This window comes from Kitasatospora sp. NPDC085895 (assembly GCF_040702125.1).
GTDB lineage: Bacteria > Actinomycetota > Actinomycetes > Streptomycetales > Streptomycetaceae > Kitasatospora > Kitasatospora arboriphila.
In genome coordinates, this window is sequence record NZ_JBFBJY010000037.1 from 18,506 (window position 1) to 41,988 (window position 23,483).

A 23,483-nucleotide genomic window follows, 5' to 3' on the forward strand; every position below is an offset into this window, starting at 1 on the left:
GGCAAATGCCGCATATGTTCGGCAGATCATTACAGTGCCGTTGCCTAGCGGGCCGCGTCGGCCCTTGACGCGGGGCCCTGCGCACCCCATCGACACGCGCCCCCGCCGCCTTGTGATCACGTTCACGCGTGCCCCCCTTGCTCGCATCGTGACCCCGGTTTACTGTTCTCGATATATCGAGCCGATACATCGGAGCGGCATAGCCGCGCCGTGCACCGGACCGGACGGCCACGGGGAGAGGAGGCGGCAGGGGATGAGCAGGCGTTCCGGAGTGCTGGAGTTCGCCGTTCTCGGCCTGTTGCACGACGCCCCCATGCACGGCTACGAGCTGCGCAAGCGGCTCAACGTCCTGCTCGGCTCGTTCCGCGCCTTCTCGTACGGCACGCTGTACCCCTGCCTGAAGAACCTGGTGGCCCAGGGTTTCCTGGTCGAGGACAACCCGGACGTCGAGTACGTCCCGGCCACCGCGCTCAACGGCAAGCGGTCGAAGATCGTCTACCGGCTCTCCCCCGAGGGCAAGCAGCGCTTCGAGGAGCTGCTCGCCGACTCGGGCCCGGACGCCTGGGAGGACGAGCACTTCGGCGTCCACTTCGCGTTCTTCGCGCGGACCGACAAGGCCGTGCGGATGCGCGTCCTGGAGGGCCGCCGCAGCCGGCTGGAGGAGCGGCTGGAGCGGATGCGCAGCTCGATCGCCCGCACCCGCGAGCGGTTCGACGACTACACGCTCGAACTCCAGCGGCACGGCCTCGAATCGGTCGAGCGCGAGGTCCGCTGGCTCAACGAGCTCATCGAGACCGAGCGGGCCAACCGCACCGGGCGCAACGGCGCGCCGAACGGTGCCACACGGACTTCGGACGGCCGTGGCCAGGAGGCCGGGTCCTCGGACCCGCCGGGGCCACCGCACGACCGCCCGGGGCGCTCCGCACAGGAGCGCTGAGACCCGCGGCCCGGCGCCCTCGCAGCGCCGGATCCACGGGAGGAGTGGGCGCCGCGCGCCCGTCAGACAGTCATACCAGTAGGGACGAGAACCGCCTTCCCGGCGGGCCTCATGAGAACACAGGGAGCAACCGGAATGGGTTCGGTTCGCGTAGCCATCGTGGGCGTGGGCAACTGCGCCGCGTCGCTGGTGCAGGGTGTCGAGTACTACAAGGACGCCGACCCGGCCGGCAAGGTCCCCGGGCTGATGCACGTGCAGTTCGGCGACTACCACGTCCGTGACGTGGAGTTCGTCGCCGCGTTCGACGTCGACGCCAAGAAGGTCGGCTTCGACCTGGCCGACGCCATCGGCAACAGCGAGAACAACACCATCAAGATCTGCGACGTGCCGCCGACCGGCGTCACCGTGCAGCGCGGCCACACCCTGGACGGCCTGGGCAAGTACTACCTCGAGACCATCGAGGAGTCGGACGAGGCCCCGGTCGACGTCGTCCAGGTCCTCAAGGACAAGCAGGTCGACGTCCTGGTCTGCTACCTGCCCGTCGGTTCCGAGGCGGCCGCCAAGTTCTACGCCCAGTGCGCCATCGACGCCAAGGTCGCCTTCGTGAACGCCCTCCCGGTGTTCATCGCCGGCACCAAGGAGTGGGCGGACAAGTTCACCGAGGCCGGCGTGCCGATCGTCGGTGACGACATCAAGTCCCAGGTCGGCGCCACCATCACGCACCGCGTGATGGCGAAGCTCTTCGAGGACCGCGGTGTCATCCTCGAGCGCACCATGCAGCTGAACGTCGGCGGCAACATGGACTTCAAGAACATGCTCGAGCGCGAGCGCCTGGAGTCCAAGAAGATCTCCAAGACCCAGGCCGTCACCTCGCAGATCCGCGACCGCGAGCTGGGTGCGAAGAACGTCCACATCGGCCCGTCCGACTACGTCGCGTGGCTCGACGACCGCAAGTGGGCGTACGTCCGCCTCGAGGGCCGCGCCTTCGGCGACGTCCCGCTGAACCTGGAGTACAAGCTCGAGGTCTGGGACTCCCCGAACTCGGCCGGTGTCATCATCGACGCCGTGCGCGCCGCGAAGATCGCCAAGGACCGCGGCATCGGCGGCCCGATCCTCTCCGCGTCCTCCTACTTCATGAAGTCCCCGCCGGTTCAGTACTTCGACGACGAGGCCAAGGAGAACGTCGAGAAGTTCATCCGCGGCGAGGTCGAGCGCTGAACGGACGGCTCCGCACCCGGCGACGGGCGCTGATCCGCTGAGCACGCCTCCCCGAGGGGCCCCGGTCCACGACCGGGGCCCCTCGGCGTTCCCGGGTCGAGGGATGTTTCACGTGAAACCGTGCCGCCCGGCATGGCAACCTGTCCGAGTGGCGATCATCCAGAACGACGGCAGGCAGGCACCCCACCGCGCCACCCTCCGCGGGCTGCTGCGAGGGCGCGACTTCCGCCGGCTGCTGGTGGTCCGGATGCTCAGCCAGCTCTCCGACGGCACCTTCCAGGTCGCCCTCGCCGCGTACGTGATCTTCTCTCCCGAGCGGCAGTCCTCGCCCGCCGACATCGCCGCGGTGCTCGCCGTCATGCTGCTGCCCTTCTCGGTGGTCGGGCCGTTCGCCGGTGTGCTGCTCGACCGCTGGCGCCGCCGGCAGGTCCTCCACTACGGCAACCTCGCCCGGTTCGGGCTGGGCCTGGTCACCGCGGCCCTGCTGCTCGGCCGCGCCCCGGAGTGGCTGTTCTTCGCCTCCGCGCTGCTGGTCACCGCCCTCAACCGGTTCATCCTCGCCGGCCTGTCCGCCGCCCTGCCCCGGGTCGTCGGCCCGGGCCAACTCGTCACCGCGAACGCCGTCTCCCCCACCCTCGGCACGGTCGCCGCCACCCTGGGCGGCGGACTCGGCTTCCTCGTCCACCAGGTGCTCCCGCCCAGCCCGCGGGCGGACGCCGCCCTGGTCGGCATCGCCGCACTGCTGTACCTCTCCGCCGCCCTGGCCGCCCTGCTGATCGACCGCGACCTGCTCGGCCCCGAGCACCACCCCGGCCGGCCACCGCTGAGCCGGGCGCTCACCACCGCCGCCCGCGACCTCGGCACGGCGCTGCGGCACCTGGTCCGCGACTGCCGCCCGGCCACCCACGCGCTGGCCGCGGTCACCCTGGCCCGGTTCTGCTACGGCGTGCTGATCGTCGTGGTGCTGATGCTCTCCCGCTACACCTTCAACTCCCCCGACGACGCCGCCGGCGGCCTGACCAGCCTGGGCCGCGCGGTCGGCTTCTCCGCGGTCGGCTTCTTCCTGGCCGCGCTGATCAGCCCGTGGTGCACGCGCCGGCTCGGGCTCACCGGCTGGATGGTCACCTGCCTCGCCGCCGCGGCGGTCTTCGTCCCCGCCCTCGGCCTGTTCTTCCGCGAGTGGCCGAGCCTGGCCGCCGCCCTGCTGCTCGGCGTGGTCACCCAGGGCACCAAGATCTGTGCCGACACGCTCGTCCAGGAGTCGGTCGAGGACGACTTCCGCGGCCGGGTGTTCGCCGTCTACGACGTGCTGTTCAACGTCTCCTTCGTCGCCGCCGCCGGCGTCACCGCGGTGGTCCTGCCGCTCGACGGGCGGTCCGTCGCGGTGGTCTGCGGAGTCGCCCTGACCTACGCGCTGGGCGCCCTGTACTACGCCCGGGCGGCCCGTTCCGACCGCCGCGGGCCGGGACTGACGTCCCGTCGGCCCGCCGGGAGTCGCTAAGGTACGTCCGCGTACCGGCGCGATCTCAGAGCCCACGGGGGGACCGATGAGCACACCGCAGAATCCGTACGGCCAGCCGCAGTACGGCGCAGCACCCCAGGGGCAGCCGCCCTACGGCGCACCGCCGCCGCCTCCGGCGTACGGCCAGCCGCCCGCCTACGGGCAGCAGCAGTCCTACGGCCAGCCTCCGGCCTACGGAGCGCCGCCCGCGTACGGACAGCAACCGCCGGCGTACGGCTACCCCGGTCCGGGGCAGCCGCCGCCCGCACCGCCCGGCGGGCCGCAGCCCCCGTACGGCGGCGGCCCCGGCCACCAGGCGCCCGCGTACCCGCCGCCGCCCGGCCCCGCCGCGATGCCCGCACCGCCGAAGCCGAAGCGCCCGCTGAAGTCCTGGCTGCGCGGCGCCGTGGCGGCGGCCGGCCTGGTCGTGATCGTCATCGGGTTCTTCGTCGCCGACTCCTCGCCGTCGGCGGCCAAGGCGGGCGACTGCGTGGAGAAGACCGGCTACAAGAGCGTCTCCAAGGTGTCCTGCACCGACCCGAAGGCCACCTACAAGGTGCTGAACAACATCAGCGGCGGCAGCACGGCCGCCTGCGACGGCACCCCCGGGACGACGGCCACCTTCAGCGGCAGCACCGGCCGCCGCTGGCGGAAGAAGCACTACGTCCTCTGCCTGGGCCCGCTGACCTCCGGTTCGGTGAAGACCCCAGGCTCGGCCGCCTCGCCGAAGAAGTTCTGACCCTCGGCACCCCACGGGGCCCGGGGCGGGTGTTCCCGCCCCGGGCCCCGCGCCGTCAGCTCAGCAGGGCGGCCAGCTCGTCACCGTCCGCACCCTCGTCGACCGCCTGCAGCAGCAGGCGGCGGCGCCGGGCGACGGTGCGCTCGCCGTCGTCGAGGACGATCCGCTCCAGCCGGTCGACCCGGTCGGCCATCGCGTCGATCTTCCTGCTGTTCCGGCCGACCTCGACCGCCAGTGCGTTGAGCAGCGGCACCACCGCCGTGCCGACCACGTCCCGGACCACCTGCTCGGCCACCCCGGCGACCGCCGCCTGCAGCGAGCCCTCGGGCCACCGCGGAGCGTTGTCCACAGGCGGTGCGTTGTCCACAGGTGGTGCGGCGCCGTCCACAGCCGCCGGGCGGGCCGCCCGCTCGGCGTCCAGCAGGTGGCAGCGCACCTGCCGGGCGGTCTCGCTGTCCCGCAGCAGCATGGCGACGTTGAGGACGGCGCGCCTGGTGAACAGGGCGAGCGAGCGCGCGCGACTGAATCCCACTGACTTCCTTGAAGGAAGTCAGTCGCGCACCGGCCACCACGACGTACCCGTTGGAGGCGAGTTCGGAGCGGTGGTCGGCCACCAGGGAGTAGATCGCGTTGATTCCCACCCCGAAGTAGGCCACCCCCTCGGTGGTGACGTGCACACCGTCCGGCAGCAGTTCCAGGGCCCGCACCCGGTCGAGCGCCTCGACCCGGCCCGCGACGGTCGCCCGCATGGTCGGCGACTCCAGGAGGACCGCATCCACAGCCATGGCCGTGTCCTTCCGTCCGGGGAGGGGCGGATCCCCTCCCTCGGACGGAGCAACGCTCCGCCGAGCGGGTGGTTACGCTCGGCGATGCTCGGATGCGGGATTCCCGGCCGGGGCCGGGCGGCTCACTGCTGGCCCGCCCACCACTCCCGCAGCGCGGCGACGGCCTCCTCGTACTCCATCGGGCCGTGCTCCAGGCGGAGTTCCATCAGGAACTTGTACGCCTTGCCGACCTGCGGGCCGGGCTTGAGGCCGAGCAGCTCCATGATCTGGTTGCCGTCCAGCGCCGGCCGGATCGCGTCGAGTTCCTCCTGCTCCTTGAGCAGGGTGATCCGCTCCTCCAGCGAGTCGTAGGTGCGGGCGAGCGCGGCGGCCTTCTTGCGGTTGCGGGTGGTGCAGTCGGAGCGGGTGAGCTTGTGCAGGCGCTCCAGCAGCGGGCCGGCGTCGGTGACGTAGCGGCGCACCGCGGAGTCCGTCCACTCGCCGCCGCCGTAGCCGTGGAAGCGCAGGTGGAGCTCGACCAGCCGGGAGACCTCGTCCACCAGCTCGTTGGAGTACTTGAGGGCGCGCATCCGCTTGCGGGTCATCTTGGCACCGACCACCTCGTGGTGGTGGAAGGAGACCCGGCCGTCGGACTCGAAGCGGCGGGTGCGCGGCTTGCCGATGTCGTGCAGCAGCGCGGCGAGCCGCAGGGTGAGGTCCGGGCCGTCCTGCTCCAGCGCGATCGCCTGCTCCAGGACGGTGAGCGAGTGCTCGTAGACGTCCTTGTGGCGGTGGTGCTCGTCGCTCTCCAGCCGCAGCGCCGGAAGCTCCGGCAGCACGTGCTCGGCCAGGCCGGTGTCGACCAGCAGCCGCAGGCCCTTCACCGGGTGGGCGGCGAGCAGCAGCTTGTTGAGCTCGGCCTGGACGCGTTCGGCGGAGACGATGGTGATCCGCTCGGCCATGGCGGTCATCGCGGTGACGACCTCGGGCGCGGGCGTGAAGTCCAGCTGCGCCGCGAAGCGGGCCGCGCGCATCATCCGCAGCGGGTCGTCGGAGAAGGACTCCTCGGGGGTCGCCGGGGTGCGCAGCACCCGGGCCTCCAGGTCCTCCAGGCCGCGGTGCGGGTCGACGAAGCCGCGGCCGGGCAGGTCGACGGCCATCGCGTTGACGGTGAAGTCCCGGCGGACGAGGTCCTGCTCGATGGTGTCGCCGTAGGTGACCTCGGGCTTGCGCGAGGTGCGGTCGTACGCCTCGGAGCGGTAGGTGGTGATCTCGATCAGGAAGGAGCCGTCGGCGGTGTCCTTGCGGGCGCCGACCGTGCCGAAGGCGATGCCGACGTCCCAGACCGCGTCGGCCCAGCCCTTGACCAGCTTGAGCACCTGGTGCGGGCGTGCGTCGGTGGTGAAGTCGAGGTCGTTGCCCAGCCGACCGAGCAGCGCGTCCCGGACGGAGCCGCCGACCAGCGCCAACCGGAAGCCGGCCGCCTGGAAGCGGCGGGCGATCTCGTCGGCGACCGGCGAGACCCGGAGCAGTTCCTGCAGACCGAGGGTCTGCGCCTCGCTCAGCCCGGGAAGGGCGGTCGGCGCGGTGGAACTGGAATGATGGACGCTGGAGTCATTGGCAGTGGACACGGCTCCCTAGGGTACGTGCCCGGCAGGCCGCGCCGCCCGTCCGTTTCCGCCGTGTGCGGCGCTCGGCGCCGGGGCGCGCCGGCTTGCTCCTCCGGGCAGTCGGCGGCCCGCACCACCGGTCGCTCGGACACGTCGTTACCATGCCGGGGAGAGCCCGGTGCGGGCGGCGCCCGCGGGTGCTCCGGTCGGTCGGGGCTGCCCGGCGCCGGCGAGGCCTCCGGCCGGGTCCGCGATGGTCATGGCTATCCACTCATTCGATCGAGAAACGGCGAGGGCACAGCACGTGGGCGAGGCGCGGCACGGCCTGACAGCGTACGGACGCGTGGGACGGGCGGCGCGCCGCCTGGCCGCGGTGCTGGCCGGCGGCACCGTCCTGCTGTCCGCGGCGCCGTACGCCACCGCCGCGGCCCCGGCCCGGACGGGCTTCCCGGCCGCCTCCCCGGACTACCCGGCGACCGTGCAGATCGACTCGCTCTCCGCGCCGGTGGCGGGCGACAACGCCACGGTGACGGTCACCGGCCGGGTCACCAACGCCGGCTCGTCCACGGTGAAGGCCGCGCACGTGGTGCTGCGCTCCCCCAAGGAGGAGCTGGACACCCGCAGCGCGATCAACCTGGTCGCCGGGCGCACCGGGCCGACCGGCAAGGACGGCACCGTCCTGGCCGGCCACAAGGCCGACCTCGGCGACCTCGCGCCCGGCCAGTCCCGGGCGTACACCCTGCAGGTGTCGACCGCCGACCTCGGGCTCAGGACGGCCGGCGTGTACGAGCTGGCGGTGGACGTCCGTGACGCGGACGAGGACCACCCGCTCGGCATCGCCCGCACCTTCCTGCCGTTCAACACGGCGCCGAGCGGCAAGCAGACCCGGATCGCCACGCTGTGGCCGATCACCCACGCCCCCGAGCTGGTCGCCCAGACCATGCCGGACAACGACCAGATGCCGGTGCTGCGGGACGACAGCCTGGCGACCGAGCTCGCGCCGGACGGCCGGCTCGGCAAGCTGGTGAGCATCGGCCAGACCCTGCCCAACCTGACCTGGGTGGTCGACCCGGACCTGCTGGACACGGTGTACGCGATGACCAAGCCGTACCGGGTGCAGAAGCCCGGCACGGCGGGCGAGTCCGCCAAGGACGAGAACACCGTCGCCGGCACCGGCCAGAACGTCGCCGCCGCCTGGCTGGCGCAGCTGCGCACCGCGGTGGCCGCCAACGGCTCACAGGTCGTGGCGCTGCCGTACGCCGACCCGGACCTCGCCTCGATCGCGCACAACGGCAACGGGCTGGCGGGCATGGACACCGCGCTGCGCAAGGCCTCCACCGCGGGCAAGGTGACCGCCGAGGGCCGGCTGTCGGTGGACGTGAGCGGCAACGTCGCCTGGCCGTTCCTGGGACGGCTGGACCAGGCGACCGCCGGTGTCGCCCGGACGGCCGGCGAGGACCTGCTGCTGGTGAACGGGTCGAGCATGCCGGAGTCCCGTTCGCTCTCCTACACGCCGAACGCGGTGCGCCCGATCGGCAACGGCCAGACCGCGGTGGTCGCCGACCCGGTGCTCTCCTCGCTGTTCTCCGGCGACCTCGACTCCGACCAGGCTCAGAGCCTCGCGCAGCAGCGCTTCCTGGCCGAGACGATGACGATCACCCAGCAGCGCCCGGACGACCAGCGCAGCCTGCTGGTGATGCCCTCCCGGACGCTGACGGTGGGCACCGCGGAGGCGCTCGCCGACGCCCTGCACGCGGCGGCGCAGCCGAACGGCTGGGTGGCGCCCACCCGCCTCGACGCGGTGGCCACGGCCGCCGCCGACCCGGAGGCCAACGGTTCGGTGCCGGGCGACTACCCGGGCGAGCTGCGGGGCTCCGAGCTCTCCTCGGCCGCACTGGGCTCGGTGATGGGCGTGCAGACCGGGCTGGACCAGCTGCTGCAGATCCTGACCCAGCCGCAGCGGGTGCGCGGCCCGTTCAACGCCGCCATGGTCCGCTCGATGTCCACCCAGTGGCGCGACCACGCCGAGGCGTCCGCCGCCTACCGGAACGGCGTGCGGAGCTACCTGGACAACCTCACCACGGCGGTGAAGGTGCCCGCCAAGAGCTCGATCACGCTGCCGGGCGACAACGCCATCCTGCTCGTGAGCGTCAAGAACGACCTCAACCAGGCGGTCGGCAACCTCGAACTGCGGGTCACCTCAGCGCAGGTGAACCGGCTCAACGTGGGCCAGCCGGCGACCGTGGTGCTGGACGGCACCACCAGCCGCACCTTCCGCTTCCCGGCCGAGGCGCAGGTCAACGGACCGGTGCAGATGACCGCCCAGCTGTGGACGACCGGGCCGAACGCGCAGCCGTACGGCCAGGCGGTGTCCTTCACCGTCGAGGTGACCTCGGTGGCGAGCGGTGTCATGTACGTCATCGGCGGCGGTGTGGTGCTGATGGCGCTGGCCGGCGTCCGGTTCTCGCTGCAACGCAAGAAGCGCTCCGCGGCCGGCGAGGTCGACCTCGACCCGGAGCGGCTGCTGGAGCCCGAGGACACCGAGGCCGGGGCCGACGACTCGGCGCCCGCGGACGGCACCGCGGAGACCGCCCCGGGGAGCGCCGCGGGAGCGGTCGGCGCGGCCGGCCCGGAGGGTGCCGGGGAGCCGTCCGACTCCACGCCGGAGAGCGCCTCAGATGCCCGGGATCGGGCCACCGGTGATGAGAAGGTTGGTCACTGAGGGAACCCCGTCCGGGCTCCACCGACCAGCGAAGAGGTGGCATGAGCAGCGGTCCGCGCGAGGAGCGAGCACAGGGCCGGGGCGGCCCCGGCAGCACGGGCGGGCCGAAGGCCGCCGAACCCGCCACCGACTGGTACGTGGACGACACCTACGCCCGTGATCCGCACGCGGGCGACGCCTTCGGCAGCGCGGCGGAGCACGATCCGTACGGGCTGGCCGCCGCCGAGGCCGCGGCCCTGCCGCCGCAGCCCGGCCCCCAGCCCGCCGAGGCGCAGCCGGCGGTCCTCGGCGCCCCCGTCCCGCACTGGGCGGGGACCCCGGTGCCGACCGCGGCGGAGCCGCCCGCCCGGAACGGCGGGAGCCACGAGGGGAACGACGGCGGCGGGGACGACGGCGGCACGGCCGACGAGGACCCCGACGCGGACCCCGACGCGGACGGGGCCGGCGAGACCGGGGCCGATGCCGAAGCCCGGGCGGAGGCCGAGGCGGAGGCCGAGGCCGCCGACTACCTGGGCGTCGACGCGCTGCTGAGCGGCGACCGCAGCGCCCCCGAGCCGCTGCCCTTCGTCCCGGCGATCGAGTTCGACCCGCCGCTCACCGCGGAGGAGGCGAGCCTGCACGAGGCGCTCGCCGAGGGCGGCCCCCAGGACACCTCCGCCGCCCCACCGCCCGCCGCTCCACCGCCCGCGGCCCCGCCGCCCGCGGCCCCGCCGGCCGCTCCCCCGCCCACGACCGTGCCCGCCCCGGCGGCGGGCAGGGTCACCGGCCTGGTCAACTCCAGTGCGCTGATGGCCGCCGGCACGCTCGTCTCCCGCGGCACCGGCTTCCTGCGCACGATGGTGATCGCCGCCGCGATCGGCGTCGGCACCATGGGCGACTCGTACAACGCCGCCAACACCCTGCCGACCCTGCTCTACATCCTGATCGGCGGCGGCGCGCTCAACGCCGTCTTCGTGCCGCAGCTCGTCCGCAGCATGAAGAACGACGAGGACGGCGGCACCGCCTACGCCAACCGGCTGCTCACCCTGGTCGTCTGCGGGCTGGCGGGCGTGGCGGCGGTGGCCGTGATCGCCGCGCCGCTGCTCGTGCAGCTGATCTCGCACTCGCTGATGCGCGACCCCGCCAGTGCGGAGACCACCGTCGCCCTGGCCCGGTACTGCCTGCCGACCATGTTCTTCATGGGCGTGCACGTGGTGATGGGCCAGATCCTCAACGCCCGCGGCCGGTTCGGGGCGATGATGTGGACGCCGGTGCTCAACAACCTGGTGGTGATCTCCACCTTCGGCGCCTACATCTGGGTCTACGGCACCTTCCAGCACAGCCAGGTGACGCCGCAGACGATCGCCCCCGAAGGCGTCCGGCTGCTCGGCGTCGGCACCCTGCTGGGCCTGGCCGTCCAGGCGCTGTCGATGATCCCCTACCTGCGGGCCGCCGGGTTCTCGTTCAGGCCCCGCTTCGACTGGCGCGGCCACGGCCTGGGCAAGGCCGCCCGGCTGGCCAAGTGGACCTTCCTGTTCGTGCTGGCCAACCAGGCGGGCTTCCTGGTCGTCACCCAGCTCGCCACCGCCGCCGGCGCCGCGGCCGAGGAGGACGGCCACCTGGGCGTCGGCCTCGCGGCGTACTCCAACGCGCTGCTGATCTGGCAGCTGCCGATGGCCGTGGTGACGGTCTCGGTGATGAGCGCGGTGCTGCCCCGGCTCTCCCGGGCGGCCGCCGACCACGACGGCGGCGCCGTCCGCGACGACCTGTCGTACGGACTGCGCACCTCCGCGGTGGCGATCGTCCCGGCCGCCTTCCTCTTCCTCTCGCTCGGCCCGGTGATCGGCTACGCCGTCTACGGTCTCGGCAACGGCGGCTCGTCCGCCCACGGTGCCCTGTCGATCGGCTACATGCTGTCGGCGTTCGCGCTCGGCCTGATCCCCTACTCCGTGCAGTACGTGCTGCTGCGCGGCTTCTACGCCTACGAGGACACCCGGACCCCGTTCTCCAACACCGTCTGGGTGGCCGCCTGCCAGGCCGCGACCGCGGTGCTCTGCTGGCTGGTGCTGCCCGCCCAGTGGGCGGTCACCGGCATGGCGCTCTGCTACGGCGCCTCGTACGCGGTCGGCGTCGCCGTCGCGGTGCCCCGGCTGAAGGCCCGGATCGGCGGCCTGGACACCGGCCGGATCGGCCGCACCTACGTCCGTCTGGCGATCGCCTCGCTGCCGGCCGCAGCCTTCGGGCTCGCCGTCGAGCTGGTGATGCTCGACCTGCTGGACGGCTGGCCGGCCGGGGTGCTGACCCTGGTGCTCGCCGCTTCGGTGCAGACCGGTACCTTCCTGCTGGTCGCCCGGCGGATGCGCATCGAGGAGCTGAACGCGATGCTCGGCATGGTGCGCAGCCGGCTCGGCCGCTGAGCATGACATGACGTCAACCCGGCGCGGCCCGAGCGGCTGCGCCGAGGGGGACCCCGATGACGGGCCGTCCACCGGATCGCGGATGATTGCGCAACCGGTCGGGCGGCCCAGCGGTCGTACCAGGGGAGGATCAGTGGGCACAATTGTCCTGGCGGACCCGGCGGCCGGGCGGACGGGCAGACCGGATTCCCAGGACCGGGCCGGAACTAAGGGGAGGCAGGACCACGGTGGCTGATGGCACCAAGGCGGTCGTCGACACGTCCGTCGCGGACGGGGCGGCGCTGGCCATGGCAATCGAGGACGTCGAGCCCGAGGACGGCACCGCGGCCGACGGGCACGGCTCCACGGACGGGACCCCTGACGCCGCCTCGGACGCCTCTGACGCCGTCTCCGCCCCCGCCGCAGCCACCACCCGCGGCAAGGGCCCCGAGAGCCCCTCCGAGGCCGCTCAGCAGCCCTCCGGGGCCGCTGACGACGCCGACGGCACGGAGGTCGGCAAGGCCGCCTCCGAGGCCGTCGAGGCGGCCGTGACGGCCCGTGAGCCCGCCTCCGGGTCCTCCGGTGCCGACCATGCCACCGGTGCCCCCGCGACCGCCTCGGACACGGCGGACGCGGCGGACGCGGACGACGCCGGGGAGTCCACCGCCCAGCTCTCCGCCGCCGAGCTCGCCGCCGAACTCACCGCCCGGGGAGCCGCCGCCCCGGCCCGCCGCCCCTCCCGCTCCGGCCGCCCCGCCCCGCAGGCCCCGGCCCGCGAGGACCGACCCGTCGTCAGCACCGAGACCCTGGACGCCGACACCGGCACCCTCCCGGCCGCCAAGCCGGCCCCCCTGCGGCACAGCGGCGACAAGATCGGCGGCCGCTACCGGCTGGAGGAGTGCATCACCCAGTCGGAGACCTTCAGCAGCTGGCGCGCGGTCGACGAGAAGCTCCGCCGCGCGGTCGGCGTGCACCTGATGGCGGCCGGCCACCGGCGTGCCAAGGCGGTGCTGACCGCCGCCCGTGCCGCCGCCCTGCTGAACGACCCGCGCTTCGTCCAGGTCCTCGACGCCGTCCAGGAGGGCGACCTGGTCTACGTCGTCCGCGAGTGGCTGCCGGACGCCTCCGACCTGGCCCACCTGCTGGCCGACGGCCCGATGGAGCCCTACGACGCGTACCAGATGGTCCGTCAGGTCACCGACGCGGTCGCCGCCGCCCACCGCCGCGGCCAGGCCCACCTGCGGCTCACCCCGCGCTGCGTGCTGCGCACCGACACCGGCCAGTACCGGATCAACGGCATCGCGGTGGACGCCGCCCTGCGCGGTCTGCCCACCGAGGAGGCCGAGCGCACCGACACCCGCGCGATCGGCGCCCTGCTGTTCGCGGCGCTCACCCACCGCTGGCCGTACCCCGAGGACCGCTACGACCTGCGGGGCATGCCCAAGAGCCTCGGCTGCGTGCCGCCGGACCAGGTCCGGGCCGGCGTCCACAAGGGCCTGTCCGAGCTGGCCGCCCGGGCCCTGTGCGAGCACCCCCCGCACCACCAGGACCCGATCACCACCCCCGAGCAGTTCGCCAAGGCGATCGCGCTCATGCCCAAGGTCCGACAGCCCGAGCAGCCGGCCCCGGCGTTCACCGCCAAGCCGAAGCCCCAGCCGCAGCCGGCCCAGCACGGCGCGGCCGCGCACACCGCCGTGCTCCAGCCCCCGCACTCCCGACCGCCGCACACCGCCCACCCGGACCCCGTGCCGGCCCCACGACCCCGGCGCCGCCGTCGGCTGGTGCGCACCGTCCTGCGGGCCACCGCCTCGCTGGTGGCACTGGCCGCGATCGTGGTCGGCTCCTGGCAGGGCGTCGAGTACCTGAACAAGTCGAAGAACGGGCAGGCCGACGCCCCGCCGGCCCAGCAGTCCAGCGCTCCGCCGGCCCAGCAGCAGTCCGGTGCGCCGCTCTCGGGCGTCACCCTCGACTACACCCCGACCTCGTTCAACGCCTTCGGCGACCGCAAGGACGAGCACGCCTCGGCGCTGCCGCTCCTCAAGGACGGCAAGGCCGACACCGCCTGGACGACCCAGAGCTACAACGACCCGTTCGGCGGCGGCTACCGGCCCGGCACGGGTCTGCTGCTCGACCTCGGCTCGGCCCGCCCCGTCGGCTCGGTCGTCGTCAAGCTCGCCGGCGGCGCCCACACCGTCGAGCTGAAGGCGCTGCCCGGCGCCACCTCGGCCCCGCAGACCAGCAAGGCCGGCTTCGAGAGCTTCGGCGACGCGATCGCCTCCGGCACCAGCAGCAACGAGCTCCAGCTGAAGCCCAAGAAGCCGGTCACCACCCGCTTCCTCTTGATCTGGCTGACCGCCATCCCCAACGATGGGAGCGACTACAAGGGCCAGGTGGCCGAGATCACGGTCAACGGCTGAGCGAGGACGGACAGGGGGTGGCGGACATGGCGGAGGAGCCGTCCGACGCCGATCTCCTGGCCCGGCACGCGGCCGGGGACCCGGACGCCTTCGGCCTCCTCTTCCGGCGCCACCGGGACCGCCTGTGGGCGGTCGCCCTGCGCACCCTCGGCGACCGCGAGGAGGCCGCCGACGCCCTCCAGGACGCCCTGGTCTCCGCGCTCCGCGCCGCCCACACCTTCCAGGGGCGCTCCCAGGTCACCACCTGGCTGCACCGGATCGTGGTCAACGCCTGCCTCGACCGGGCCCGCCGGGCCGCCTCCCGCCGCGCCGGCTCGCTGGACGAGGACCCGCAGCGCCTCGACGCCGCCCTCGGCAGCGCCGAGGCCACCGACAGCGTGGTGGTCCGCGCCGAACTGCGCCGCGAGGTCGCCGAGGCACTGACCGCCCTGCCGGCCGAGCAACGGGCCGCCCTCGTCCTGGTCGACATGCAGGGGTACCCGGTCGCCGAGGCGGCCGAGGTGCTGGGCGTACCGGTCGGCACGGTGAAGAGCCGCTGCGCCCGTGGTCGGGCCCGTCTGCTGCCACTGGTCCGCCATCTGCGCGGCGACGCCGTTTCACGTGAAACGGCGGAGGAGGACGGCCCGGCCCGCGGCACCCGTACGGATGTTTCACGTGAAACGCCGCCCCGCGGGAACCCGTCCGGCACCCGCACCGTCCCAGCTACGGACGCCGCCGGGCGCCGCAGCATGGTGGAAGGAGATGCGACCAAGCGATGACGCCGCACCCGCCTTCCACGCCGTCCGCCCCGGACCCCGGACACCCGGACGTCGAGGTACTGGCCGACCTCGCCGAGCAGCTGACCGACCCCGCCGACGAACCGGCCCTCCGGCGCCACCTCGCCGGCTGCGCCGAGTGCGCGGACACCTTCGCGGCCCTCGCCGAGGTGCGGGAGCTGCTGGGCGAGGTGGAGACGCCGCCGATGCCCGCCGACGTCGCCGAACGGATCGACGCCGCCCTGGCCGCGGCCCGCACCGAACCGGCCGCCGCCACGACGCCGGCTGCCGACCGCCCCGCCACAGCTCCCGGTGGTCCCGGTGCCGCCTCGCCCCCCGCCGGACGGCCGGCCGGCGGCACCCGGCCGGGCAACGGCGGACCGGGCCGCGAGCGGCGCCCCCGACGCCGCGCCCGCCTCCTGCTGGCCACCGTCACGGCCGCCGCCGCGATCGGCTTCGGCGCGCTGCTGCTCCCGCTCTCCACGACCGGCGGCGGCACCACGGGGGCACCCGCCGACAGCGCCGCCCGGCCCGCCGCGGGCTCCGCCCAGAAGCCCGCGCTCACCGCGGGCACCGCCTTCCAGGACGGCACCCTGGCGGCCCAGGCCCAGCAGCTGGTCCGCGCCGCCCCTGCCGCCCCCGGCAGCTCGAAGACGCCCGAGGGGCTCGCCCAGCCGGACCGCGACGGATCCCCCGCCGGCACCGGTGCGCCGTCCTGCGCCGCGGCCCTCACCGGGCAGGGCGACCGGACACCGCTCGCCGTCGCCGGCGGCCGGTACGGCTCCACGGCCGTCACCGCCCTGGTGTACCCCGAGGGCTCCGACCGGCTGGACGTCTACCTGATCACCCCGGACTGCTCGGCCCCCGGCGTCGTGCTCCACCGAACGGTCCCCGCGGGCTGACCGGGCCGGCCGCCCCGACCCGGAACACCCGGCATCGGGTACCGGGAACGGCCACCCATCGGAACATCCGCTCCCACAGTGCGGGCATGTGACACAGCCGGGCCCGGGAATGCGGGAGACTGGTCAGTCGTTGTCCCGGGCGGCGGAGCAGGACCGCCCTCCCCGCCCCAGCGCGGGTCGCGAAGCGAACCAGGAGATGCAGTGAGCGACGTCCGTAACGTGATCATCATCGGTTCCGGCCCCGCCGGATACACCGCTGCGCTGTACACCGCGCGCGCCTCCCTGAAGCCGCTGGTCTTCGAGGGCGCCGTCACCGCGGGCGGCGCGCTGATGAACACCACCGAGGTCGAGAACTTCCCCGGCCACCGCGACGGCATCATGGGCCCCGAGCTCATGGACAACATGCGCGCGCAGGCCGAGAAGTTCGGTGCCGAGCTCGTCCCGGACGACATCGTCGCCGTCGACCTCACCGGCGACGTCAAGACCGTCACCGACTCCGAGGGCACCGTCCACCGCGCCCGCGCCGTGATCGTCGCCACCGGCTCCCAGCACCGCAAGCTGGGCCTGCCCCGCGAGGACGTCCTGTCCGGGCGCGGCGTCTCCTGGTGCGCCACCTGCGACGGCTTCTTCTTCCGCGACCAGGACATCGCCGTGGTCGGCGGCGGCGACACCGCCCTGGAGGAGGCCACCTTCCTCTCGCGCTTCGCCCGCAGCGTCACCGTCGTGCACCGCCGCGACAGCCTGCGCGCCTCCAAGGCCATGCAGGAGCGCGCCTTCGCCGACCCGAAGATCACCTTCGCCTGGGACAGCGCCGTCCAGGAGATCCACGGCGACCCGAAGCTGACCGGCCTCACCCTGCGCGACACCACCACCGGCGAGCTGCGCGAGCTGCCGGTCACCGGCCTGTTCATCGCGATCGGCCACGACCCGCGCACCGAGCTCTTCACCGGCCAGCTCGACCTGGACGCCGAGGGCTACCTCAAGGTGGAGTCCCCCTCCACCCGGACGAACATCCCCGGCGTCTTCGGCGCCGGCGACGTGGTCGACCACACCTACCGCCAGGCCATCACCGCCGCCGGCACCGGCTGCTCCGCCGCCCTGGACGCCGAGCGCTACCTCGCCTCGCTCGCCGACCTGGAGGCCCAGGCCGCGGCCGTCGCGGTCTGACGCCGCCGAGGCCACGAGGCCTCGAAGGCCCCCGAAACAGAACAGCCCTCGCGGTTGTTGTCCCTACCGAAGGTGCCGAGCCGCCGCCCGGGCGGCGAGGCACCGCCTCGTCCGTGACCCCAAGGAGAGTTCCGTGGCCGGCGCCACCATCACCGTGACCGACGCGACCTTCGACGCCGAGGTGCTCAAGAGCGACAAGCCCGTCCTGGTCGACTTCTGGGCCACCTGGTGCGGCCCGTGCCGCCAGGTCGCTCCGATCCTGGAGGAGATCGCCGCCGAGCACAGCGACAAGCTGACCATCGCCAAGCTCGACGTCGACAACAACCAGGAGACCGCTGCCGCCTACAACGTCATCTCGATCCCGACGCTCAACGTGTACCAGAACGGCGAGCTGGTGAAGACCATCACCGGCGCCCGCCCGAAGGCCGCGCTGCTGCGCGAGCTGGCCGACTTCATCTGAGTCGCCGCCCGCCTGCCGGCCGCGGAGGGCCCCCGGACGATCCGGGGGCCCTCCGGCGTTTCCCGGCCACCTCCGGCACCGCTCAGAACGGCCGCAGCGCCGGCTCCTTCCGGGCTCCGCCCAGCAGCCGTTCCAGCGCCCCCTCGACGTCGCTGCGCCAGGACAGCGTGCTCCTGGCCTCCAGCCGCAGCCGCGGGTAGCGGTGGTGCGGCCGTACGGTCTTGAAGCCCACCGCCAGCAGGTGGTCGGCGGGCAGCACGCAGCTCGGCGTCGGGCGGCCCACCGCCCCGAACGCCTCGATCGCCCGGAAGCCCCTGCGGAGCACGTCCTTGGCGACCGCCTGGACCAGCACCCGGCCGAGTCCCTGCCGCTGGTAGCCGGGCACCACCCGGCTCACCATCAGCTGCACGGCGTCCGAGGACACCGGGCTGGTCGGGAACGACTGCGAGCGCGGCACGTACGCCGCCGGTGCGAAGAGCACGAAGCCCGCCGGGACGTCGTCCACGTAGACGATGCGTCCGCAGGAGCCCCACTCCAGCAGCACCGCCGAGATCCACCCCTCCTTCTCCAGCTCCCCCTTGCCCCCGTCCACCGCTGCCCGTCCGCTGACCGGGTCGAGTTCCCAGAACACGCACGAGCGGCAGCCGTCCGGCAGGTCGGCCAGGTTGTCCAGCGTCAGCGGAGCGAGCCTGCGACCCACGCCCCACACACCTCCTCCGGCTCGGTCCCACACCACGAGCTTGCTCCGAAAAACGCGAGGGGTGCACGTTTCACGTGAAACATGCACCCGCTCGTCCGCTTCTCGGTGAGCCTCCGGTCAGCCCTGGGAGAGCCGCAGCCCCTCCTCGCCCGGGGCGAGGCTGTCCAGGATCCGGTTCAGGTCCTCGACCGAACCGAACTCCAGCACCACCTTGCCCTTGCCGAGCTTGCCGCCGCGCTGCGAGACCTCGACCTTCACCCGGGTCTCGAACCGGTCGGAGAGCCGGCCCGCCAGGTCGTCGAAGGCCGGCGAGAGGATCCGCCCGGCCTTGGGGGCGGCGGCCTTCTTCGGCTTCTCCTCCCGCTCCATGAGCGAGACGATCTCCTCGGTGCTCCGCACGGAGATCCCCTCCGCGACGATCCGCTGGGCCAGCGCGTCCTGCCGCTCGGCGTCCGGCACCCGCAGCAGCGCCCGGGCGTGGCCGGCGCTCAGCACCCCGGCCGCGACCCGGCGCTGCAGCGCGGGCGACAGCTTCAGCAGCCGCAGGGTGTTGGAGACGTGCGGACGCGAGCGGCCGATCCGGTCGGCCAGCGCCTCGTGGGTGCAGGCGAAGTCCCGCATCAGCTGGTCGTAGGCGGCCGCCTCCTCCAGCGGGTTCAGCTCGGCCCGGTGCAGGTTCTCCAGCAGCGCGTCCAGCAGCAGCTTGTCGTCCTCGGTGTCCCGGACGATCGCCGGGATCACCTCCAGGCCAGCCGCCCGGGAAGCCCGCCAGCGGCGCTCGCCCATGATGAGCTCGAAGCGCTCCGGGGCGGTCTGCCGGACGACCACCGGCTGCAGCAGGCCCACCTCCTTGATGGAGGTGACCAGCTCGTCGAGCTTCGCCTCGTCGAAGACCTCGCGCGGCTGCCGGGGGTTGGGCGTGATCGCGTCCAGCGGCAGCTCGGCGAAGCGCGCCCCGTTCACCGGCGCCAGCGCCGCCTCCGGAACGCTCCGCGCATGGGCCTCGCCCGCCAGCTCCCGCAGGCTCTCCGCGGCGGCCTTCGCCGCCACCGTGCCGCGGCCGGTCGGCAGGACCGGCACGGCCACCGGGGTCGCCGACCCCGCGGTCACGGCCGGGACGGCCGCCGGCGCCCCTGCCGCCGGGGTGGCGGCCGGGATCAGCGCCCCCAGACCCCGTCCCAGTCCTCTGCGCCCACCACTCACCGGTTGCCCTCCATCGTGCCGTGCTGTGCCGTCGCGGCGGTCGCCGCCGCGGCCGCCGTCCGCTGCTGCCCGACCGCACCGTAACCGGCCGGGGCACCGGGCGCGAAACCGCCCTCCGCGGACCGCAGCGCGATCTCCCGGGCGGCCTCCAGGTAGGAGAGCGCACCGGTGGAACCGGGATCGTAGGTGAGCACGGTCTGCCCGTAGCTGGGCGCCTCGGAGATCCGGACCGAGCGCGGGATGGCCGTCCGCAGCACCTCGTGCTCGAAGTGCGTCCGGACCTCCTCCGCGACCTGGGCCGCCAGCCGGGTGCGGGCGTCGTACATGGTGAGCAGGATCGTGGAGACGTGCAGCGCCGGGTTGAGGTGGGCGCGCACCAGCTCGACGTTGCGCAGCAGCTGCCCGAGGCCCTCCAGCGCGTAGTACTCGCACTGGATCGGGATCAGCACCTCCTGGCCGGCGACCAGGGCGTTGACGGTCAGCAGGCCGAGCGAGGGCGGGCAGTCGATCAGGACGTAGTCCAGCGGCTGCTCGTACGCGGCGATCGCGCGCTGCAGGCGGCTCTCGCGGGCCACCAGCGAGACGAGCTCGATCTCCGCACCGGCCAGGTCGATGGTGGCCGGGCAGCAGAACAGCCCCTCCACGTCCACCACCGGCTGGACGACGTCGGCGAGCGGCTTGCCCTCGACCAGGACGTCGTAGATCGACGGCACCTCCGCGTGGTGGTCGATGCCGAGCGCGGTGGAGGCGTTGCCCTGCGGGTCGAGGTCGACGACCAGCACCCGCAGCCCGTGCATCGCCAGGCCGGCGGCCAGGTTGACGGTCGTGGTGGTCTTGCCCACCCCGCCCTTCTGGTTGGCCACCACGATCACCCGGGTGCTGGCCGGCCTGGGCAGCCCCTCCCCGGTCCGCCCGATGGCCTGCACCGCGGCCTGGGCGGCGCGCGCGATCGGCGTGTCGTCGATCTGGTGAATGGTCTCGGAGTCCTGCATGGGGGTCAGTGTTTCACGTGAAACCGGAGCGGCAACAGTCACCGCCATGGCGCGGTCGAGGATTCCGGGGAGCAGTGAGCGTCGTTTCACGTGAAACACCATGACCGGAATGTCGCACATCTGACGGTGCGACACTCCGTCCCCGATCCGATACCACCCTCCTGGCGACATCCCCGTCCGGCGCACCGCCTCCGGCCTGCACAAACGCGAGGAGCGGGCGGCCCGACGGCCACCCGCTCCCGGTACCTCCGGAACCGGTCGATCAGCGCCGGCGGCGCGCACCCCCGCGGCCGCCGTCCTTGGCGCCGCGGCCGGCCCGGGCCGCCTTGGCCCGCCGAGTGGCCGCCCTCACACCGCCGGGGCTCTCGCCCGCCTCCACCCGGACCACCCGGGTCGAGGTCTCCAGCGTGCCCTCGCCCACCGAGATCACCGACCAGCGCTCCGCACCCAGTTTGGTGAGCGCGGACCGCGAGTCCTCGATCTCCTGCTCCGCGGTGTCGCCCTTCAGCGCCAGCATCTGGCCGTACGGCCGCAGCAGCGGCATCCCCCAACCGGCCAGCCGGTCCAGCGGGGCCACCGCCCGGGCCGTGACGATGTCCACCGCGACCTTGCCGACCATCTCCTCGGCCCGCCCGCGCAGCACCGTCACGTTCTCCAGACCGAGCTCGCGGACCACCTCCTCCAGGAAGGTGGTGCGCCGCAGCAGCGGCTCCAGCAGGGTGACCGAGACGTCCGGCCGGGCCATCGCCACCGGGATGCCCGGCAGGCCGGCCCCGGAGCCGACGTCGCAGAGCGAGGCGTTGGCCGGCAGCAGCTCCGCCAGCACGGCGCAGTTCAGCACGTGGCGGTCCCACAGCCGCGGCACCTCGCGCGGACCGATCAGCCCGCGCTGCACCCCGGCCGTCGCGAGCAGCTCGGTGTACCGCACCGCGACCGGCAGCCGGTCCCCGAAGATGCCCGCCGCGGCCGCCGGCGGCTCGCCGGGCCCCGCACCGGGGGTCGGAACGCCGGCAGCGGCGTCCTCCACCGGGGTGCCCCGACCGGGTGCGCCCTCCGACGGGCCGCCCTCGGTCGCCACGCCGTCCGTCTCCATGTCAGCCTCTCCGCTCACCGTATCCACCCCACATCAGGCACCATCCTCACGCGGACACCCGCCCCGCACGCAAACCGGGCCGTACGAACCACCCTCGAAGGAACGACGACCCCGCCCGCACGCGGCGGACGGGGTCGCTCGACAGGGCACGGGGTCAGCTCGGAAGCACGACCACGCACCGCTGGGGCTCCTCGCCCTCCGACTCGCTGCGCAGTCCGGCGGCCGCGACCGCGTCGTGCACCACCTTGCGCTCGAAGGGGGTCATCGGGCGGAGCTTGACCTGCTCGCCGGTGGACTTCGCCTTCTCGGCCGCCTCGGCGCCGAGCGTGGCCAGCTCGGCCCGCTTGCGGGCCCGGAAGCCCGCGATGTCCAGCATCAGACGGCTGCGCTCGCCGGTCTCCCGGTGCACCGCCAGGCGGGTCAGCTCCTGCAGCGCCTCCAGCACCTCGCCGTCCTGGCCGACCAGCCGCTGCAGCGCCCGGTCGGTGCCGTCGCTGACGATCGAGACCAGCGCCCGGTCGCCCTCGACGTCCATGTCGATGTCGCCGTCCAGGTCCGCGATGTCCAGCAGACCCTCCAGGTAGTCGGCGGCGATGTCGCCCTCGCGCTCCAGCCGCGCGACGACGCTCTCGCCGGACTCCGCGCCTGCCTCGACCTCGACGGCGGAGGTGGTGCCTTCCGTCACTGATGGACTCCTTCGGGGATGGGCCCTCGGGTGGGGCCGAGAGGGAAGATCTGGGTCCGCGTCGACCGGCGTCGGCCGGTCAGGACTTCTTCTTCGGCCGCTGGCCGCCGCCCTGGCCGCCGCGCTTCGGCTGCTGGCGCGGGCCGGTCTTGCCGGCGGGCTGCTTGGCCGCGGAGTGGCCGGCCGGGACGGCGTCGTCCTGCTTGGACAGCGCCACCGGCTCGTCGGCGACGTGCTCCTCGGCGTGCTCGCCGGTCGTCGTCTGCGCCTGGTGGCCGGCGGCCTGCTGGCGCTGCGCCTTGCTCTGCTTGCGCGGCTGCTGGCGACGGACCTGGACGGTCTCGGCCACCACGGCCTCGGCGGTCGCCGCGGGCTGCTTGTTGCCACCGGTCAGCGCGGCCAGCCAGGGGGCCTTGCGGACGGAGCCGTCCGGGTTCAGCCGGCCGGCCTTCTTCAGGCGGGCCTGGCGCTCGGCGAAGGCCTTGGAGCCCGGCGTCGGGTTGTTGCGGATGACGATCAGCTGCTGGCCCATCGACCAGACGTTGGTGGTCAGCCAGTAGACCAGGACACCGACCGGGAAGTTGATGCCCATCACGGCGAAGATGATCGGGAAGACGTACATGAGCATCTTCTGCTGCTGCATGAACGGCGTCTTGATCGTCAGGTCGACGTTCTTCGTCATCAGCTGGCGCTGGGTGACGAACTGCGACAGCGACATCAGGACGATCATCACCGCGACGACGATCTTGACGCTCAGCTCGCTGCTGCCCAGGAAGGTCGCCGAGAGCGGGGCACCGAAGATGTGGGCCTGCTTGGCGCTGTCCAGCAGCTGCTCGTTGATGACGCCGATCGTCTTGTCGGCGGCCACCGAGGCCAGCACTCCGTAGAGGGCCGTGAAGAACGGGGCCTGCACCAGGATCGGGAGACAGCTCGAGAAGGGGTTGGTGCCCGCCTCCTTGTAGAGCTTCATCATCTCTTCGGACTGGCGCTGCCGGTCGTTCTTGTAGCGCTCCTGGATGGCCTTCATCTTCGGCTGGATCGCCTGCATGGCCCGGGTCGCCTTGATCTGCTTCACGAAGAGCGGGATCAGGCAGATCCGGATGACGACCACCATCGAGACGATGGACAGACCCCAGGCCCAGCCGCCGTCCGGATCGAAGACGTGGCTGTACAGCGAGTGGAACTGGACGATGATCCAGGACACCGCTGTGTAGAGGGGGCTAAGGAAGGAGAACGTCACCGG

General features: G+C 73.3%; 19 protein-coding genes. 11 read left to right on the top strand and 8 right to left on the bottom strand.

What is annotated here, in order from left to right; genetic code table 11:
• Window positions 1-253: 253 nt before the first annotated feature.
• The 4 genes from AB0442_RS22625 (at window position 254) to AB0442_RS22640 (ending at window position 4,395) form a co-directional block, all read left to right on the top strand.
• Complete coding sequence (locus AB0442_RS22625; RefSeq protein WP_366164835.1) at window positions 254-937, top strand: helix-turn-helix transcriptional regulator; 684 nt, start codon at window positions 254-256, stop codon at window positions 935-937.
• Window positions 938-1,072: 135 nt separating this feature from the next.
• Window positions 1,073-2,155, top strand: coding sequence for an inositol-3-phosphate synthase (locus AB0442_RS22630; protein ID WP_263104417.1), 1,083 nt, complete (start codon window positions 1,073-1,075; stop codon window positions 2,153-2,155).
• Between the two features lie 148 nt (window positions 2,156-2,303).
• Entirely contained in the window at window positions 2,304-3,656 is a 1,353-nt protein-coding gene (locus tag AB0442_RS22635) for an MFS transporter (RefSeq protein ID WP_366164836.1), read from the top strand.
• Between the two features lie 46 nt (window positions 3,657-3,702).
• A complete protein-coding gene (locus AB0442_RS22640) occupies window positions 3,703-4,395 on the top strand; it encodes a hypothetical protein (protein ID WP_366164838.1) in 693 nt (230 codons plus the stop codon).
• A 55-nt stretch (window positions 4,396-4,450) separates the two neighbouring features.
• Here AB0442_RS22640 and AB0442_RS22645 read toward each other — a convergent pair whose 3' ends face one another.
• Both AB0442_RS22645 and AB0442_RS22650 read right to left on the bottom strand, forming a co-directional pair.
• Window positions 4,451-4,927: a hypothetical protein gene (locus tag AB0442_RS22645; protein WP_366164840.1), complete on the bottom strand. Its 477-nt coding sequence runs from the start codon at window positions 4,925-4,927 to the stop codon at window positions 4,451-4,453.
• Window positions 4,928-5,302: 375 nt separating this feature from the next.
• On the bottom strand, window positions 5,303-6,724 hold the full coding sequence (locus AB0442_RS22650) for a CCA tRNA nucleotidyltransferase (RefSeq protein ID WP_366164886.1): 1,422 nt from the start codon (window positions 6,722-6,724) through the stop codon (window positions 5,303-5,305).
• 388 nt (window positions 6,725-7,112) lie between these two features.
• Between AB0442_RS22650 and AB0442_RS22655 the strand changes: the two genes are divergently transcribed.
• From AB0442_RS22655 to trxA, 7 genes are all read left to right on the top strand, one after another.
• Entirely contained in the window at window positions 7,113-9,491 is a 2,379-nt protein-coding gene (locus tag AB0442_RS22655; protein WP_366164841.1) for a DUF6049 family protein, read from the top strand.
• Window positions 9,492-9,532: 41 nt separating this feature from the next.
• On the top strand, window positions 9,533-11,887 hold the full coding sequence (gene murJ, locus AB0442_RS22660) for a murein biosynthesis integral membrane protein MurJ (RefSeq protein WP_366164842.1): 2,355 nt from the start codon (window positions 9,533-9,535) through the stop codon (window positions 11,885-11,887).
• Between the two features lie 227 nt (window positions 11,888-12,114).
• Window positions 12,115-14,283, top strand: coding sequence for a protein kinase family protein (locus AB0442_RS22665; RefSeq protein ID WP_366164843.1), 2,169 nt, complete (start codon window positions 12,115-12,117; stop codon window positions 14,281-14,283).
• A gap of 26 nt (window positions 14,284-14,309) precedes the next feature.
• Complete coding sequence (sigM, locus tag AB0442_RS22670; protein ID WP_366164845.1) at window positions 14,310-15,041, top strand: RNA polymerase sigma factor SigM; 732 nt, start codon at window positions 14,310-14,312, stop codon at window positions 15,039-15,041.
• Window positions 15,038-15,940, top strand: a complete 903-nt coding sequence (locus tag AB0442_RS22675; protein ID WP_366164846.1) for a hypothetical protein — start codon at window positions 15,038-15,040, stop codon at window positions 15,938-15,940. The genes sigM and AB0442_RS22675 overlap by 4 nt, the downstream gene beginning before the upstream one ends.
• Before the next feature lie 201 nt (window positions 15,941-16,141).
• Window positions 16,142-17,107 carry a thioredoxin-disulfide reductase gene (gene trxB / locus AB0442_RS22680; protein WP_366164847.1) on the top strand — a complete coding sequence of 322 codons (966 nt, stop codon included), beginning with the start codon at window positions 16,142-16,144 and terminating at the stop codon, window positions 17,105-17,107.
• A 133-nt stretch (window positions 17,108-17,240) separates the two neighbouring features.
• A complete protein-coding gene (gene trxA, locus AB0442_RS22685; RefSeq protein WP_263104408.1) occupies window positions 17,241-17,567 on the top strand; it encodes a thioredoxin in 327 nt (108 codons plus the stop codon).
• Window positions 17,568-17,649: 82 nt separating this feature from the next.
• Here the strand turns inward: trxA and AB0442_RS22690 are convergent, their stop codons facing one another.
• From AB0442_RS22690 to yidC, 6 genes are all read right to left on the bottom strand, one after another.
• Window positions 17,650-18,267, bottom strand: a complete 618-nt coding sequence (locus AB0442_RS22690) for a GNAT family N-acetyltransferase (RefSeq protein WP_344623009.1) — start codon at window positions 18,265-18,267, stop codon at window positions 17,650-17,652.
• Window positions 18,268-18,384: 117 nt separating this feature from the next.
• Complete coding sequence (locus AB0442_RS22695) at window positions 18,385-19,470, bottom strand: ParB/RepB/Spo0J family partition protein (RefSeq protein ID WP_366164849.1); 1,086 nt, start codon at window positions 19,468-19,470, stop codon at window positions 18,385-18,387.
• Window positions 19,467-20,435 (bottom strand): ParA family protein, encoded by a 969-nt coding sequence (locus AB0442_RS22700; RefSeq protein WP_366164888.1) that lies wholly within the window; start codon window positions 20,433-20,435, stop codon window positions 19,467-19,469. Before AB0442_RS22700 ends, AB0442_RS22695 begins: the two co-directional genes overlap by 4 nt.
• A gap of 289 nt (window positions 20,436-20,724) precedes the next feature.
• Window positions 20,725-21,573, bottom strand: coding sequence for a 16S rRNA (guanine(527)-N(7))-methyltransferase RsmG (rsmG, locus tag AB0442_RS22705; RefSeq protein ID WP_366164851.1), 849 nt, complete (start codon window positions 21,571-21,573; stop codon window positions 20,725-20,727).
• A gap of 136 nt (window positions 21,574-21,709) precedes the next feature.
• Window positions 21,710-22,168: a R3H domain-containing nucleic acid-binding protein gene (locus tag AB0442_RS22710; RefSeq protein WP_344623082.1), complete on the bottom strand. Its 459-nt coding sequence runs from the start codon at window positions 22,166-22,168 to the stop codon at window positions 21,710-21,712.
• Window positions 22,169-22,319: 151 nt separating this feature from the next.
• A complete protein-coding gene (gene yidC, locus AB0442_RS22715) occupies window positions 22,320-23,480 on the bottom strand; it encodes a membrane protein insertase YidC (RefSeq protein ID WP_366164853.1) in 1,161 nt (386 codons plus the stop codon).
• Between the last annotated feature and the right edge of the window lie 3 nt (window positions 23,481-23,483).

Bases quoted from the DNA above. Each gene is read 5' to 3' on its own strand.
- AB0442_RS22675 (WP_366164846.1), top strand. From the start codon at position 15,038: ATGACGCCGCACCCGCCTTCCACGCCGTCCGCCCCGGACCCCGGACAC.
- murJ (WP_366164842.1), top strand. From the start codon at position 9,533: ATGAGCAGCGGTCCGCGCGAGGAGCGAGCACAGGGCCGGGGCGGCCCC.
- AB0442_RS22630 (WP_263104417.1), top strand. From the start codon at position 1,073: ATGGGTTCGGTTCGCGTAGCCATCGTGGGCGTGGGCAACTGCGCCGCG.
- AB0442_RS22640 (WP_366164838.1), top strand. From the start codon at position 3,703: ATGAGCACACCGCAGAATCCGTACGGCCAGCCGCAGTACGGCGCAGCA.
- sigM (WP_366164845.1), top strand. From the start codon at position 14,310: ATGGCGGAGGAGCCGTCCGACGCCGATCTCCTGGCCCGGCACGCGGCC.
- AB0442_RS22625 (WP_366164835.1), top strand. From the start codon at position 254: ATGAGCAGGCGTTCCGGAGTGCTGGAGTTCGCCGTTCTCGGCCTGTTG.